16 protein-coding genes are annotated in these 15,084 nt (G+C 70.1%); 4 read left to right on the forward strand and 12 right to left on the reverse strand.

Annotated elements, in window-relative coordinates; genetic code table 11:
* Nucleotides 1–692 precede the first annotated feature (692 nt).
* Nucleotides 693–1,160 carry a hypothetical protein gene (locus tag Q0672_RS11130; protein ID WP_298622193.1) on the reverse strand — a complete coding sequence of 156 codons (468 nt, stop codon included), beginning with the start codon at nt 1,158–1,160 and terminating at the stop codon, nt 693–695.
* 343 nt (nt 1,161–1,503) lie between these two features.
* Here Q0672_RS11130 and Q0672_RS11135 point away from each other — a divergent pair, with 343 nt between their 5' ends.
* From Q0672_RS11135 to Q0672_RS11145, 3 genes are read left to right on the forward strand one after another with little or no spacing between them, the layout of a single operon-like run.
* Entirely contained in the window at nt 1,504–3,819 is a 2,316-nt protein-coding gene (locus Q0672_RS11135) for a transglycosylase domain-containing protein (RefSeq protein WP_298622195.1), read from the forward strand.
* A gap of 38 nt (nt 3,820–3,857) precedes the next feature.
* On the forward strand, nt 3,858–4,523 hold the full coding sequence (locus tag Q0672_RS11140; protein ID WP_298622197.1) for a retropepsin-like aspartic protease: 666 nt from the start codon (nt 3,858–3,860) through the stop codon (nt 4,521–4,523).
* The gene (locus tag Q0672_RS11145) at nt 4,523–5,386 is read left to right on the forward strand and encodes a ketopantoate reductase family protein (RefSeq protein ID WP_298622199.1); all 864 of its coding nucleotides are present in this window, start codon (nt 4,523–4,525) and stop codon (nt 5,384–5,386) included. Before Q0672_RS11140 ends, Q0672_RS11145 begins: the two co-directional genes overlap by 1 nt.
* Here the strand turns inward: Q0672_RS11145 and Q0672_RS11150 are convergent.
* The 9 genes from Q0672_RS11150 to Q0672_RS11190 form a co-directional block, all read right to left on the reverse strand.
* The gene (locus Q0672_RS11150) at nt 5,383–7,647 is read right to left on the reverse strand and encodes a response regulator (protein WP_298622201.1); all 2,265 of its coding nucleotides are present in this window, start codon (nt 7,645–7,647) and stop codon (nt 5,383–5,385) included. The genes Q0672_RS11145 and Q0672_RS11150 overlap by 4 nt on opposite strands.
* A 9-nt stretch (nt 7,648–7,656) precedes the next feature.
* Nucleotides 7,657–8,367 (reverse strand): ABC transporter substrate-binding protein, encoded by a 711-nt coding sequence (locus Q0672_RS11155; protein WP_298622203.1) that lies wholly within the window; start codon nt 8,365–8,367, stop codon nt 7,657–7,659.
* 153 nt (nt 8,368–8,520) lie between these two features.
* Entirely contained in the window at nt 8,521–9,360 is an 840-nt protein-coding gene (locus Q0672_RS11160; RefSeq protein ID WP_298622205.1) for a hypothetical protein, read from the reverse strand.
* Entirely contained in the window at nt 9,357–10,073 is a 717-nt protein-coding gene (locus tag Q0672_RS11165) for a hypothetical protein (RefSeq protein ID WP_298622207.1), read from the reverse strand. Before Q0672_RS11165 ends, Q0672_RS11160 begins: the two co-directional genes overlap by 4 nt.
* 140 nt (nt 10,074–10,213) lie before the next feature.
* Complete coding sequence (locus Q0672_RS11170; protein WP_298622209.1) at nt 10,214–10,711, reverse strand: AsnC family transcriptional regulator; 498 nt, start codon at nt 10,709–10,711, stop codon at nt 10,214–10,216.
* Nucleotides 10,708–11,184, reverse strand: coding sequence for an AsnC family transcriptional regulator (locus Q0672_RS11175; protein ID WP_298622211.1), 477 nt, complete (start codon nt 11,182–11,184; stop codon nt 10,708–10,710). Before Q0672_RS11175 ends, Q0672_RS11170 begins: the two co-directional genes overlap by 4 nt.
* A complete protein-coding gene (locus Q0672_RS11180) occupies nt 11,181–12,206 on the reverse strand; it encodes an Lrp/AsnC family transcriptional regulator (RefSeq protein WP_298622213.1) in 1,026 nt (341 codons plus the stop codon). Before Q0672_RS11180 ends, Q0672_RS11175 begins: the two co-directional genes overlap by 4 nt.
* A gap of 1 nt (nt 12,207) precedes the next feature.
* Entirely contained in the window at nt 12,208–13,392 is a 1,185-nt protein-coding gene (locus tag Q0672_RS11185; RefSeq protein ID WP_298622215.1) for a cytochrome D1 domain-containing protein, read from the reverse strand.
* Nucleotides 13,393–13,394: 2 nt separating this feature from the next.
* The gene (locus Q0672_RS11190; protein ID WP_153162909.1) at nt 13,395–13,745 is read right to left on the reverse strand and encodes a cytochrome c; all 351 of its coding nucleotides are present in this window, start codon (nt 13,743–13,745) and stop codon (nt 13,395–13,397) included.
* 138 nt (nt 13,746–13,883) lie between these two features.
* Here Q0672_RS11190 and Q0672_RS11195 point away from each other — a divergent pair, with 138 nt between their 5' ends.
* The gene (locus Q0672_RS11195) at nt 13,884–14,477 is read left to right on the forward strand and encodes a YigZ family protein (RefSeq protein ID WP_298622218.1); all 594 of its coding nucleotides are present in this window, start codon (nt 13,884–13,886) and stop codon (nt 14,475–14,477) included.
* A gap of 51 nt (nt 14,478–14,528) precedes the next feature.
* On the opposite strand, the gene Q0672_RS11200 is transcribed toward Q0672_RS11195, so the two are convergent.
* On the reverse strand, nt 14,529–14,846 hold the full coding sequence (locus tag Q0672_RS11200) for a c-type cytochrome (protein WP_298622220.1): 318 nt from the start codon (nt 14,844–14,846) through the stop codon (nt 14,529–14,531).
* 65 nt (nt 14,847–14,911) lie between these two features.
* The coding region (locus Q0672_RS11205) for a cytochrome D1 domain-containing protein (RefSeq protein WP_298622222.1) at nt 14,912–15,084 on the reverse strand (173 nt) is incomplete at its 5' end.

The following is a 15,084-nucleotide window of genomic DNA, read 5'->3' on the forward strand; positions in this document are numbered from 1 at the left end:
CCGCCGTTCCCCTGCGCCTGCCCGCGGGCTGTACTGCGGGGGCAGCTTTGGTGACCGGTCCGTGCGCTCCGTCCGTAGGTCGGACTTCAGTCCGACAGCATGGCTTGGATGGGTGTTGGTGTCGGACTGAAGTCCGACCTACAGGGTGGGCGGTGGGGGAGAGTGCGGGGTGGGCGGAGGCGTTGCCCGCGTGCGATGCGCTTTATGTCTCGTGCCCGTCTCCAGGCCTCAGGCGCCTATCCCGGAGCCTCACGCGACTATCTCCGGGATACTCGCGACCCTCTCCCGGATAGGCGCGTCATGCCTGGAGTCCCTCGCTTCGGGCAAAAAGTCCCAGGTTTTGGATTTCGGGATACAGGGGGTGTGTCGTCCGGATAGGCGACCTCGGTCTTTTTGTCTCTCGCGTGGGGCAAAAAGACCAAACACTGGGGCTTTGTGAGTGACGTGCCCTATCCGGGTGACACTGGATCGGTGTCCCAAAGTCTCTCGCCTGGGGCTTTGGGAGTGAGGCATCCATTCCCGGAGTGCCAGGTTTGGGGCTTTGAGCGGGTCGGCCGGGGCTTGGGGAAGGTCGGGCCGGGCCAGGGGATTGTGCTGCCGGTCCGGGAGCGGGGCCGGCGGGATGTTGTGCGCCTGCCCCGGGGCGCCGTGGCGGCCCCGCCGGTGGGTGAGGCGCAGGCGCGGGGAGGCGATCAGGCCGCGGGTTTGCCGGGGTCGCGGGGCTTGCGGGAGAGGCGGACCTGCATGGCTTCCTTGAGGGAATCCAGCGCGGTGCCCTTGCCGGCGATCTTGGCGAAGCGGTAGCCGTCGAGGGCGGCGCTCATGATGTCGCTGCCCAGGGCCAGCTCGGTGTCGTCGGCGCGGTCGGTGAGGGTGCGCAGGCGCTGCAGGCGCGGGCGCAGGGCGTCGAGGGCCGCCAGATCGAGGCGGTATTCTTCCAGCGAGAAATCGCCCGGCACCATGCCGGGGTTCTGGCGCAGCACCATCTCGGTCTGGCGGCAGAAAGCCTCGGATTTGTCGCCCATCTTGAGGGCCTGGTGGCGCTGCTCGGGGCTGAGCACGATGAGCCGGTCGAGCTTGGCTTCAAGCACCGCCAGGGCGCCGTCGATGGCGTCGAGCTCGGCGGGGCTGAATTCGATGGATACGAGGTTTTGATTCATCAGAGGGCTCCTGGGTGTGGATGAAAAACGCTGGCGATGACCACGGGCTTAGCGGCATGTCATTTGCGGGGGGCGATGATATCCCAATTCAATGCCTTCTGGATGGCTTTGGGGGCGTGCCGTCAGCGCCGCTCCACAGCGCATCCGGTGCGTGCTGGCGGCGGCATCAGGGTGGTTGGGGGGCGGGCCCGAAGCGCTGGCCAATCACGCCGTTGTGCCCTTCGGGGTGGCGCCGATTGCCGCGCCGTTCGGTGCTGGCAGGATTGCCGCAGGGCTGTGGGGGCGGAAGAGGGCGCGCGGATGTGTTAAAAACCCGCCTTCCCCCGCGTTTCCGTCCGCTCCGATGTCGCTTCCGCCCGCCTTACTGCGCACCTTCGACCGTCTCCGCCTGTTGCTGGCCCGCCTGCGCCGGCCTACGGGGCGGGAGGTGTGGCGGGGGGCATTGGGCGTGGTGCTGGCTTTCGTGCTGTGGGTGCTGGTGCTGATCCCCTTCACGCCGGGCATCGGCGACATCCGCAAGGCCAAGGTGGAGCAGCCGGCGCGGGTGCTGTCGGCGGATGGCAAGGAGCTGGCGGTGTTCAAGTGGGCCAACCGGGAATGGGTGGGGCTGGCGGACATCTCGCCGCAGGTGACGGCCGCGCTGATCGCCACCGAGGACCACCGCTTTTTTGATCACCACGGCATCGACTTCTACCGCCTGGGCGGGGCGATGCTGCGCACCTTCTCGGGCGACAAGCAGGGCGGCTCGACGCTGACCCAGCAGCTCGCCCGCAACCTCTTCCCGGACGAAGTGGGCCGCGCCCGCTCCATCAACCGCAAGCTGAAGGAGGCGATCACCGCGCTCAAGATCGAGGCCGTGTATTCGAAGGACGAGATCCTCGAGACCTACCTCAACACGGTGCCCTTCCTCTACAACGCCTGGGGCATCGAGATGGCGGCGCGCACCTATTTCGACAAGCCGGCCCGCAGGCTGGACGTGCTGGAGGCCGCCACCCTGGTGGGCATGCTCAAGGGCAACAGCTACTACAACCCGGTGATCAACCCCGAGCGCGCGGTGGCCCGCCGCAACACCGTGCTGGCCCAGATGGTGAAGCGCGGCAAGCTCGACGAAAACCGGCTGGAATCCCTGCAGAAGAAGCCCCTGCGCATCGACTTCGAGCGCCAGCTGGAAGCCCCCGGCCCGGCTCCCCACTTTGCCCAGCAGGTGCGCAAGTGGCTGATCGGCTGGGCCGACAGCAACGACTACAACATCTACGCCGACGGGCTGGTGGTGCGCACCACCATCGACGCGCGCCTGCAGGCCCAGGCCACCCAGGCGGTGATCCGCCGCGGCAACCAGTTGCAGGGGCTGGCCGATCAGGCCTGGGCCGGGCGCAAGGGCTGGGCGGGCAGCCCCGAGCTCGTCTCGGCCTTCATCCGCGAATCGAAGGAATTCCGCGCCGCCGTGGCCGCCGGCCAGACGCCGGAGGAGTCCGAGGCCCGCCTCGCCGCCGACAAGGCCTTCATCGACGCCCTGCGCCGCGACAAGACCCGGGTGCAGGTGGGCTTCGTCGCCATCGACCCGCGGGGCGGGCAGATCCGCGCCTGGGTGGGCAGCCGGGATTTCGTGCAGGACCCCTTCGATCACGTGCAGCAGGCCCGCCGCCAGCCCGGCTCCACCTTCAAGCCCTTCGTGTATGGCGCGGCCTTCGACAAGGGCCTGCGCCCGGACGACACGCTGATCGACCAGCCGGTGGACATCCCGCTCCCCAACGGTGAGCGCTGGCAGCCCACCGACGAGGCGCCCCCGAGCGGCAAACCCATGACGCTGCGGGACGGGCTGGTGTATTCCCGCAACCGCATCACCGCCCAGCTGGTGGAGCAGGTGGGCGCGGATCGCGTGGCGAAGCTCGCCCGCGCGATGGGCGTGCGCCAGAGCTCGCTGGAGGCGGTGCCGTCCCTGGCCCTGGGCACCAGCCCGGTCACGCTGCGCGAGATGGTCGCCGCCTACACCACCATCGCCAGCGGCGGCGAATATCGCGAGCAGATCTTCGTGGCCCGCATCGAGGACAAGGATGGCAAGGTGCTGGCCGAGTTCGCCCCGGCCGAGCCGGAAAAAGCCCTCGACCCCGCCGCGGCGTGGACGCTGCTGGACGTGATGCGCGGCGTGGTGGACCGGGGCACCGGCGTGGCGATCCGCAACCAGTTCGGGCTCTCTGCCGACCTCGCCGGCAAGACCGGCACCACCCAGGACAACACCGACGGCTGGTTCATCCTGATGCATCCGCAGCTGGTGGGCGGCGCGTGGGTGGGCTTCAACGACAACCGGATCACCCTGCGCAGCGACTACTGGGGCCAGGGGGCCAAGAGCGCGCTGCCGATCGTGGGCGACGCCTTCCACTACGCCCTGCGCAACCGGCTGGTGGATGGCAAGGCGCGCTTCGTGTCGAAGGAGACGCCGGGCCTCTTCCGGCGCGGCTGGAACTGGGTGACCGGGCTGTTCGCCAGCGCCGAGCCCGAGGCGCCGCCCCCCGAACCCCGCCGCAGCCGCCGCGCGCCCCGCCCGGAAACGCCGCCGGCTGAGCCCGAGGCACCGCCCGTGCCGGTGGCCCCGGCCCCCGACTGGACGCCGCCCACTCCGCCGCCGGACGAACCCGTTCCGCCGCGGCCGGCGGGCTGACCGCCCAACCCCGTTCCGACGAATCTGCCGAGACATCCATGACCGACGACGACCGCGACGCCCAGGCGGCACGCTTCCGCCGCAGCAACGCCGAGAAGGACGCCCGGGTGGCCTCGGTGCGCGCCCGCCTGAATACCGGCAATGCACCGCGGCAGCCTTCCGGCGGCGGCCCATCCGGCTGGCTGGGCCCGGCGCTGTTCTGGACGGTGCTGCTCGCCCTCGCCGCCGGTGGCGCCAGCCTGTGGCTTGACCGGGAGCGGGGCGACACGGCGGTGCGCGTGCTCCCCGGCGATCGCCTGGAGCTGCGCCGGGGCAGCGGCGGTGGCTACCGGGTGCCCGGCGAGGTCGCGTCGCGGCCGGTGAGTTTCATCGTCGATACCGGTGCCAGCCTCACGTCGATCCCCGCCCGGCTGGGGGCCGAGCTGGGTATCCGCGAATGTCCGGCGGTGGGTTTCGACACCAGCCGCGCCGACGAGCCCGGCTGCTGCCGCCGCGAGACCTTCCACACCGCCAGCGGCACCACCGAGGGCTGCGTGGCCCGGGTGCCGTCGATCCGCTTCGGCGGCTTCGAGGTGCGCAACGCCCAGGTGGCGGTGATGCCGGCGCTGGGCGACCACGCGCTGTTGGGGATGAACGTGCTGCGCCACTTCAGCCTGGTGCAGCAGGGCGGCACCCTCAGCATCAGCCCGGGGGCGGCGAAGTGATGCCCGTGCGCTATCCCCTGGCGATCGTCGGCGCCGGGGCGCTGGGGCTGCACTTCGCGGCCCGGCTGGCGAAGGTCGGCCGGGTGGCGGTGATTGCCCGCAGCGGCGAACGGGCAGAGGAACTGCGGAAGGGCGTGACGGTGGGCGGCGAGAGGTTCGTGCCGGACGCCTTTGGCCCCGACGACGCCCCGGGCGCCGACTGGGTGATCCTGCTGGTGAAGACCTGCGGCACCCGCGACGCCGCGCTCGCCGCCCGGGCGATGGCGCCCCGGGGCGTGGTGTCCCTGCAGAACGGGCTGGTGGATGAGGTGCTGCGCGAAGCCTGCGCCGGCGTGCTGGCGGGGCAGGGCATCACCACCGAAGGGGCGTTTCGGGATGGCAGCACGGTGCAGCCCTCCGGCGCCGGCGACACCCTGCTGCCGCCGGGCTTCGAGCCGGTGGCCGAGCTGCTTGTCGCGGCCGGGCTGCGTGCCCGGGTCGAGCCGGAGATCGCCGCGGCGCGCCTCGCCAAGCTGCTGGTCAACGTGGCGATCAACCCCCTGGCGGCGATCTTCCGGGTGCGCAACGGCGAACTGCTGGCGCCGCCCCACCGGGTGCTGCTGGACGCGCTGGTGGCCGAAGCCTGGCCGGTGCTGAAGGCAGAAGGGCTGCTGCTTGACGAAGCCGCCGCCCGGGCGCGGGTCGAGGCCGTCGCCACCGCCACCGGCGCCAACCGGGCGAGTATGCTGCAGGACGTGCTGGCCGGCCGGAAGACCGAGATCGACGCGATCACCGGCGTGCTGCTGGCGCTGGCGGCGCGCCACGGCCTGCCGGCGCCCACCCATCAGGCGGTATTAACGCTGGTGAAGCGGCTGGAAGGCTAGCCTGGCGCCGGGCCGCTCCGGGACAGCCACTTGAGCAGGGTTTCGAAGAGGTGGTCGGGGTCGACGGGCTTGGCGATGAAGTCGTTCATCCCGGCCTCGAAGCAGCGGGCCTTGTCTTCGGCGAAGGCGTTGGCGGTCATGGCCACGATGGGCACCTGGGCGCCGCCGGGGAGCGCGCGGATCGCCCGGGTGGCGCCGGGGCCGTCCATCACCGGCATCTGCATGTCCATCAGGATCAGGTCGTAGGCGTTGCGGCGGGCCAGCTCGACGGCCTGCTGGCCGTCCTCGGCGATATCGACCTTGAGCTGCAGGTCTTCGAGCAGGCACAGGGTCACCTCCCGGTTCACTTCCTCGTCCTCGACGATGAGGATGCGCCGGCCCCGGTAGTCGCGGATCAGGGCTTCCTCGGCCGAGCAGTCGGCGGCCCGGTCGGGGGGGCTGGTGGCCGCGCTGCCCTTCTGCAGGCGGGCGGTGAACCAGAACCGGCTGCCCGATTCGGGGGCGCTGACCACGCCGGCGTCGCCACCCATCAGCTGGGCGAAGCGGCGGGTGATCGCCAGCCCCAGCCCGGTGCCGCCGTAGCGGCGGGTGGTGGAGTTGTCGGCCTGCTCGAAGTTGGAGAACAGGCGCTCGGCCACCTCCGGCGCGAGGCCGATGCCGGTGTCTTCCACCTCGAAGCGCATCAGCACGCTGTCGGGCGTGTCCTCCACCGGGAGAGCGCGCAGGGTGATGCTGCCGGCGTCGGTGAACTTGACCGCGTTGGTGGCGTAGTTGAGCAGCGCCTGCTGCAGGCGGGTGGGGTCGCCCACCAGCGCTTCGGGCACGCCCTGGGCGTCGACCAGCAGGCGCAGCTTTTTGGCCTGGGTCTGGCTGTAGAGCATCGACGAGACGTTGGCGATGATGGCGCCAATGTTCACCTCGCTCTCGTCGAGGGTGAACTTGCCGGCTTCGATCTTGGAGAGGTCGAGGATGGCGTCGATGACCTCCAGCAGGTGCTGGCCGGCCACGTTGATCTTGTCGAGGCGCTCGGCCTGGCGGGCGGTCACGCCGTCGCGGCGCAGCAGGTGAGCCATGCCGATGATGGCGTTCATCGGGGTGCGGATCTCGTGGCTCATGTTGGCCAGGAAGGCGCTCTTGGCGATGCTGGCGGCTTCGGCGATCTCGGCCTTGCGCCGCTCGGCGAGGTTGCGCAGGATCAGTACGAAATGAATGTCGTCCGGCTCGGTCATGCGCGACACCGAGAGTTCTGCCGCGAAGTGATGGCCGTCCTTGCGGCGGGCCTGCACTTCCGAAACCCGGCCGACGAGTTCGCCCAGATCGGGCAGGTGGGCGTCCCGCTCGGTGCTGTCGATGCCGATCCGGCTGGCGGTCGGCACGCCGATGAGCTCGCCGCGCTCGTAGCCCAGCATGTCCTCGGCGGCGGCGTTGGCCGAGAGGATGCGCCCGGCCCGGTCGGTGGTGAGCATGCCTTCGGTCATGCTCTCGATCACCGCGCGAAAGCGTGCCTCGTTGCGGGCGGCGGCCAGCAGGGCCTGGCTGCCGGTGAGCTGCAGCGCGTCGATGGAGGCGGCCAGCTCGTCCACCTCGTCGCGGTTGACGCCGGGCGGCAGCAGGGCGGCGAGGGGCTTGCCGCGGGCTGCGTCGCGCAGGTCGTCGGCGGTCACCTCGCGCACCCGGCGGGCGATGATCACCAGCCGGCGGGTGACGACGGTCTGGTAGATCAGCGCCAGCACCGCGGTGACCAGCAGGATCACCAGCGCGTTGCCGACGACGGTGGCCACCCAGATCCGCGCCATCGCCGCCCGGTCGTCGCTCAGATCCTTGATGAGGGTGAGGGTGCCAAGGTTGTGGGTGCGGCCGTCCTCGAAGTAGATCACCGGGCGGGTGTGCTCGTGGAGGTCGTTGGAGAGCGCGGTGGCGCCAAAGCGCATGGGCGGCTGGCCCTTGAGGTCGAGGCGCACGGCGGAGACATCCGCCAGCTCGGTGATGCCGGCCATCTGCAGCTCGATCTGTTCCCGGTCGAAGGCCCAGGCGCTCTTGGCAAGGGACGGGGTGATGAACTCGCCGAGGGATTCGAGCTGGACTTCGATGTGGTCGATCCGCTGCCGGTAGGCGTAGAAGGATTCGCCGATAGAGACCGCCAGCATTCCGATGCAGCCCACCAGCAGCGCCCACAGCATGAGGCGCCGGGCCACCCGGCTGGTGAGGCCGAGGCGGTCGTGGGCGGGGGCTTCGGGCAGGGCAGGGTGACGTTGGGTCATGCCCCGGTCCTAGTAGATGCCCGACAGGATGCGGTTGTAGGTGCCGTCGGCCTTGAGGTCGCGCAGTGCCTGGCTGAGGCGCGGCACCAGGGCCTGGTGCTTCTTGTGGAGGTAGAGGTACATGTCCACGTCCCTGAGGGGCGGCGACAGGGGCGCGATGCTGGTGAGGCCCAGGCTGCGGGCCAGCTGCATGCCGTCGGCGCGGGTGTACAGCACCAGATCGACGCGGCCGTCGTCGAGCATCCGGAACATCTGGTCGGGCTTGTCCACCTTGTGCACCACCCGGGCGCCGCTGGCGTTGGCCTCGAACATCTTCCAGCCGTTGATGAAGGCCACCCGGTAGGGCTTGAGGCTGTCCCACCCGTTGTCGAGGGGGATCGTGGCGTCCTTGGCGAAGGCGACGAAGCTGATCCGCACGAAGCGTTCGGGCACCTGCACCAGGTTGGGATACTGGGCGCTCAGGCCGGCGACGCGAAGCCCTTCGCCGTCCACCTCACCCAGGTTGGCGGCGACGAGGGAGCGTTCGGAGGGCAGGCTCACCACCTTGATGTCCACGCCGATGCGGTGGAAGCCCTCGCGGGCAATGTGCTCCAGCGCCTGGCGGTCGAGGGGGGTGTTGTTGGTGCTGATGGTGAGGGCGCTGCCTTCTGCCGCAGCGAGGCCCGCCAGCAGGCTCAGACAGGTGGCGACAAAGGCGCCGACGACGAAACGGATGGGCATGGTGCGCAGTCAGGTGAAAGCGGGGGTGCATTGAACTCAAGGCACGCAAGGGGCGAACGTCTTTCTTGCCCCTGCGCACCAGTCAGGAATTACGGCAAGACGGGCTGTCCCTGAAGTCTGATGTCTGCTCAAGTCATCCGGATGTCGCTGTCGTCAGGGCGGGCAGCTGGCCGTGGCGCTTTTGGTGGGCACCGACATGAGGTGCCCGCGCAGGTTGCGGATGATCAGCCGGCCGCAGTGCTGGCGAACGATGACCGCGCGTTCCATCCGCTCAGTGCCGCCTTCGTCGTAGCGCACGGTGCGCTGAGCGGGTGGTGCCGGCGCCACCACCCCGGCGGGCCTGGCGTCGAGCAGCGCCATCTCGATGGATTCGGCCACCAGCCGGGCGCATTCGTCCTTCAGCCGCTCGCCGCCACCGGCAAGCCAGTCGCTGCGGGGCTCGGTGCCCTTTGCCGGGTCGGAGACCACCCGCACGATGCCCTGATAGACGCCCTGCGGCCCGGCGGGGGTGCCCCGGAAGGTGATGAGGTTGTCGAGCACGATGGCCTTCTCGTCCTGGGTGAGGGCGAACATCGGCGCGCTCTCGACAACCAGTTCACCCTCGTCGGCGGCCATCGGACTTGCTCGACGGTGCACCCGCTGGCGCAGCTCCGGGTGGCCGAAGCCGTCGAGCACGCCGCGGTATGGCGCCACCACCGCGTTGGCGGCGGCGAGCAGCTTCTCCCGCTGGGCCCTGCGGGCCGAATCGACGAGCAGGCTGTGGGTGAGGATGGCGACCACGAGCCCGCCAGCGTTCGGGGCGGGATACATCATCGGCGTGCCTGCCATGCCGTCTTCGTCGAGGCTGGCGACACCGATGAACTGCACGGGCGCGTCGGCCGGCAGTTGCAGCGACCAGCGGGGCAGCGGCTCGTCGGCGAGGCTGCTGCCGGCGAGCGTCATCAGCGTCAATGCGGCCAGCCAGCGTCTTCGCCAGGATGGGCGCCGGGTCATTTTGAGGTGCTCGCGGTGGCCCCGTTGCTGGCAAAGGGTTTCAGAAACTGGTCGCGCCCGATTTCGATGGCCTGGTAAAAGGCGTTGGTGAGGCCGGGGTAGGCCGGCGGTTCGTCCCACACCTTGTCGGCGCTCTTGATGACGGCCACGGGCAGATACCACTCGTAGGCGTTGGTCTTCATGTCGATCATGTAGCCCGCGCCGCTGAAGGTGGCTTTCGGATCGCTGGTCGGGACGTAGCTGGCGTAGTTGCGGGTGAAGCCGACCGTGGTGACGCGGATCATCACGAGGTGATCGATCTGGTGCTGCTGGCCGAGGCCGCGGTAGTCCTTCGGGGCGACGTTGGGCGCCTGGCTGGCGAAGTCCGGCAGGGCGTCGATCTTCACTTCACCGTCGATCACCTTCACGTCGGCGCCGCGCTTTTTCAGGAGGGCGGCGATCTCCTCGCGCAGGGGCAGGGCGTCGCTGGCCGAGAGGGTCTTGGTCTGGGTGGTGAGGGCCGAGTTGGTGGCGGCGGCGGTGGCGTAGCACAGCAGGCAGTCGGCGCCGGGGAAATAGGTATCCGGCGCAGGCAGCGGTGCGATGGCAACGCCGATGCGGCCACCCTGAGCGCTGGCGGCGGTTTCGGAAAGGGCGATGGGATTCTGCGGCGCAGTCGCACAACCGGTGAGGATGGCGACGGCAATCGCCGCATGGCATAAGCGGGCGTTCATCTTGCGCTCCCTGACTTGTTCTCGTAGTTGGCTGGTCTGCACCGGAAACCACCGGCCCGGCCGGTGTCCGGGCCAGTCAATTTGAATGTATCAGCCGCCAGGGAGCGCGCCAGGGCTGAATGCGGGTTGTTTGGTCCAGGTCAACTTTCGCCGCCGATGCGCAGGCCGGTCTTCTTGAGGATGGCGCTGGAGAACAGCACGTCATGGCTGCGGCAGGCCGGGCCGAGGAGGGCGGCGATCTCGTCGATGTGGGCGAGCACGGTGGCGCGGTCGCGGCCGTGCACCATCGCGAACAGGTTGTAGGGCCAGTCGGGCAGGGCGCGGGGGCGTTCGTAGCAGTGGGTGACGAAATCCAGCCGGCCGATGGCTTCGCCGAGCTCGGCGATGCGGGCGTCGTCCACGTCCCACACCGACATGCCATTGGCGGTGTAGCCGATGGCGTAGTGGTTGGGCACCGCGCCGATGCGGCGGATGCGGCCGGCGTCGAGCATCGCGGCGAGGCGGCGCTTCACCTCGTCGGGGCTCACGCCGAGCTGTTCGGCGAGCAGGTCGTAGGGCCGCGGCACCAGCGGCAGGCCGGCCTGGGTGGCGATGACGAGGCGACGGTCCAGGTCGTCGGGCGGAAGGGGGGAAGTCATGCCTTGAGCCTCATGTCCACGAAGAATTCGCGCAGCTTGGGAAAGGCGAAGACCGGCAGCCCGGTGGCGGCCTCGATGCGCCGGGTGGCGTCGGCGATGCCGTCGGGCGTTTCGGTGGCGAGCACGAACCACATGTTGAGGCGGTGCTCGCGGCGGTAGTTGTGGGCGACCTCGGGCAGCGCATTGACCAGCCCGGTGACCTCGGCGAAGCGGTCTTCGGGCACCGCCAGCGCGGCGAGCACGAAGCGCCCGCCCAGGCGTTCGATCTGGAACATCGGGCCGAAGCGGGTCAGCACCTTGTCGGCGAGCAGGCGTTCGAGCCGGGCGAGGAGCTCGGCCTCGGTGGTGCCGAGGGATTTGGCGACTTCCCGGTAGGGCTCGTCGGAGATCGGAAAGCCGCCCTGCAGGGCGTTGATGATGCGCCGGTCGAGCGCGTCGAGGGCCGCGGGGGCGGGGCGGGCAGGCGTGCTCATGCGGCGAGGCCCGGAAGGGGCTGGCTGAGGTGGCGTGGGCTGGCGGCGTCGGGGCCGCGGTAGCGGGCGCCGCACTGCTTGTAGCAGTCAGTGGAGAAGAGCACCGCGGCGGGCAGGCCGGCGAGGCCGACGGTCTCGGCGATTTCGTCGCGGCGGGCTTCCACTGCGTCGCGGCTGTGTCCGTGGATCATGCAGAACAGGGTGTAGGGCCATTCGGGCCCGGGGCTCTTGCGACGGTAGCACAGGCTCACGCCGTCCTGCCCGGCGAGGAGGTGGCCGAGGCGGCTCACGTCCGCTTCCGGTGCGGCCCACACGCACATGGCGTTGGCCCGGTAGCCCAGCTCGCGGTGCCGCACCACCACGCCGAAGCGCCGCAGCAGGCCTTCGCCGAGCCAGCCGGAGAGGGTGTCGAGCACGCGGGCTTCGCTCATCCCGGCGGCGTCGGCCACCGCGCGGAAGGGGCGCGGCTGCCACTGCAGGCCGTCGTGGAGGGCGTGGATCAGGCGCCATTCGGTGGCCCCGAGTTCGCGCCGTCCGGCGGGCAGGCCCACGGCGTGGCGGGTACGCCGGCCGCTGATGAGGTCGAAGCCCAGGTCGATGTGGTATTCCTCGACCAGCGGCAGGCTGATGGGCGGGCAGCCGGTGGCGGCGCCCATGGTGCCCAAGAGGTCGGCCAGCTCGGCTTCGCTGCCGGCGTTGGCGACGAACCACAGGTTGTAGCGGTGCTCGCGCCGGTAGTTGTGATTGACGCCGGCAAAGGCGCTGACGATGGCCGCCACCCGAGGCAGGTCGGCCGTCGGCACGGCCATCGCGGCGAGGGTGCTGGCGCCGATGCGGTTGGGGGCGAATACCGGGCCGACGCGGCTGATCTTGCCGTCGTTGCGCAGGGCGGCGAGCTGGGCGAGCACGTCGGATGCCGCGCAGCCGAGCTGGGCACCGATGGCTGACCAGGGCTCGGCCACCAGCGGAAAGCCGCGCTGGAAGTCGTTGAGGAGGCGGAATTCGAGGTCGGTGGTGTTCATCTCAGAACCCGATGCGCTGGGCGCGGGAGGTGAAGAAGATGCCGGAGGGCGCGTCGGCGGCAAGCTCGCGGCGCACCGCGAAGCTGGCGGTATCCACCACGCTGACCCGGTTGCTGTCCCGGGCAGACAGCCACACCTCGTCGCCGCGGGGCGTGAATTCCATGTGCAGCACGGCCTTGCCCGGGCTGAAGGTGTGGATCACGCGCTTCTCGACGGTGTCGATCACCTGCACCCACTCGTTGTCCGGGAAGGCGAAGTTGACCCACACCTGGCGCCCGTCGGGGCGCGCCATCACGAACACCGGCTGACCTTTCACGGCCACGCGGCCGGTCTCCTTCCAGCTGGCGGCGTCGGCGACGAGCACCTCGTGGCGGCCGATGGCGGGCAGCCAGGCCTGGCCGGCGGCCAGGGACCAGCCGCGCAGGTGGGGCATCTTGAATACCGGCAGCTTTTCTTCGCCGCGGCCATAGCCAGCGAGGATCTTCTTCGCGCCGGCCTCGGGTTTCCACAGGTCGAGGAGCGAGACGCCGTCCTCGCCGAACAGCCCGGCCAGGAAGTAGCGGCCGTCAGGGGTGACGAGGCCGTCGTAGGGCTGGTGGCCGGCCGGGTAGCGGGTGGTGACGGGCTTCTTCGGATCGGAGAAGTCGGTGACGCGGATCTCGTCGGCGTCGAAGAGGGCATACACGAAGCGCTGGCCGGAGATGTCGGCCAGGCCCACCACGCGGGAGAACTTGCCCGGGGCGTATTCGGCGGGCACGTCGGCGACGAGCTCCAGCGTATCGGCGTCGAAGGCCTTGATGCCGCCGGGTTCGTAGTTCTGGGCGACCACCAGCCGGCCATCCTGCGACACCGAGCCGCCGATGGAATTGCCGGCCTGGATCACCCGCCGGTCGATGCGCCGGGCGAGCAGATCGACCTTGGTGAGCCCGCCGTCTCGGCCGAACACGTAGGCGTAGCGGGCGTCCCGCGAGAAGGCCACGTGGGCGTGGGAGAGGTCGCCGAGGCCCTCGACGGTGCCGAGGATGCTGTCGTGGCTGTGCTCGACCACCTTCACGCGGCCGGCGGCGCGTTCGATGACGACGCCCAGGTCGCCGGTGCCGCGCACGGCGTCGGCGGGCAGGCTGCTGCAGCCGGCAAGGGCCAGGCTGGCGAGGAGGGCTGCGGTGAGTTGCTTGAGGGCGCGCATGATCAGTCCAGGGGCGGGAAGCCTTGCTTGAGGCGGGCGACGATCCAGCCGGCTTCGGCTTCGGTCACGAAGCGCTGCCAGCCGGGCATGGCGGTTCCGGGGCGGCCGTGGAGGATGGTGGCGACGAGGGAGTCGTCCGGCCAGTCGGCCAGCCGCGCCGGGGTGAGGGCCGGGCCGAGGCCGCCGGCGAGGCGCATGCCGTGGCACGAGCCGCAGTCCTGGCGCACCAGATGCACCAGCGCCTGCTGGCGGGCCGGGTCGGGCTGGGGCGGTTCGGCGGACTGGGCGGTGCTCACCGCCAGGGCGGTGAGGCCCAGCAGCACGGCCACATGGATCAGCAGCGGACGGTCCATCGGACACTCCTTCAGGTAACGCCGCCACAGTAGGTCGACCGGCCAGCAGGGTCATTGATGGGCATCAAGTGGGCCGGCGCGGGTGGCTGGGGCGAATTTCGTTATCCTTCGGAGTCCGCCCGACCGACCTTCCGGCCCATGTCCCAGACCCTTGCCGCGCCTGCCCACAGCGAAATCCTGATCAAGAAAAGCCGCTTCATCGGCTGCGTCGAGCCGATGGCCGACCGGGCCGCGGCCCAGCGTCGGGTGGCCGAGCTGCGCGCTGCGCATCCGGGTTCGGCCCACGTGTGCTGGGCGCTGCTGGCGGGAGGTCAGTCGGCGGCGGTGGATGACGGCGAGCCGGGCGGCACGGCGGGGCGGCCGATGCTCGACGTGCTGCGCCACCAGGATCTGGACGGCGTGCTGGCGACGGTGGTGCGCTACTACGGCGGGGTGAAGCTGGGCGCCGGCGGGCTGGTGCGGGCTTACACCGACGCGGTGGCCCAGGCCCTGCTGATGGCCGCCAAGGTTGCGATCGTGCGCCAGCGGACGCTTGCCTGTGCGGTGCCCTATGCGCTGGAAGGGCTGCTGCGTCGCGAGCTGGAGCAGGCTGGCGCCGAGGTGGCGGAGGTGGTCCATGCCGACGAGGTGAGCTTCCGCTTCAGTCTGCCTGAAACGGCTGCCGACGCCCTGAAGGCGCGGCTGGGCGAGGCTGCCCACGGGCGGTTGAGGTGGATCGCCGACGAAGGCTGAAAACGACAAAGGCGGAGCCTCGGCTCCGCCTTTCGTCCTGCCGGGCGCAGGTCAGCCCTTCAGAATCCAGCCCACGACGTCCTTCAGGTCGCCGTCGCTGATCTTTTCCGCGGGGTTGGGCGGCATGGGGATCGGACCCCACACGCCGGCGCCGCCCTTGCGGACCTTGTCGGTGAGTTTTGCGACGGCGTCGCCCTGGCCCTTGTACTTGGCGGCCACGTCCTTGAAGGCCGGGCCGACGAGCTTCTTGTCCATGGCGTGGCAGGCCATGCAGCCGGCCTTCTGGGCGGCCGCGGCCGGGTCGCCGGCGAGGGCGCTGCCGCTGGCAAGGGTGCCGAGCAGGGCGGCGAGAATCAGCGAGTATTTCATTTCACTCTCCTTCTTGGCGGAAAGCCGCCGGCCGGGAGAACCGGGCCGGCGGCGCTCAGCGACGATCAGTAAACGTCGTGCTGGGTGTTATGCAGGTTGAAGTGGCCGGTCGGCGTGACGATGCGCGGATCCTTGATGACGGTCTTGAGCTGCAGGGTCTTGTCATCCACGACCACGATGGCCGATTCCTTGTTCTTGGCGCTCCACACCGAGAACCACACTTCGTCGCCCGCCTTGT

It is taken from the genome of uncultured Zoogloea sp., assembly GCF_937894855.1.
Taxonomy (GTDB): domain Bacteria; phylum Pseudomonadota; class Gammaproteobacteria; order Burkholderiales; family Rhodocyclaceae; genus Zoogloea; species Zoogloea oryzae.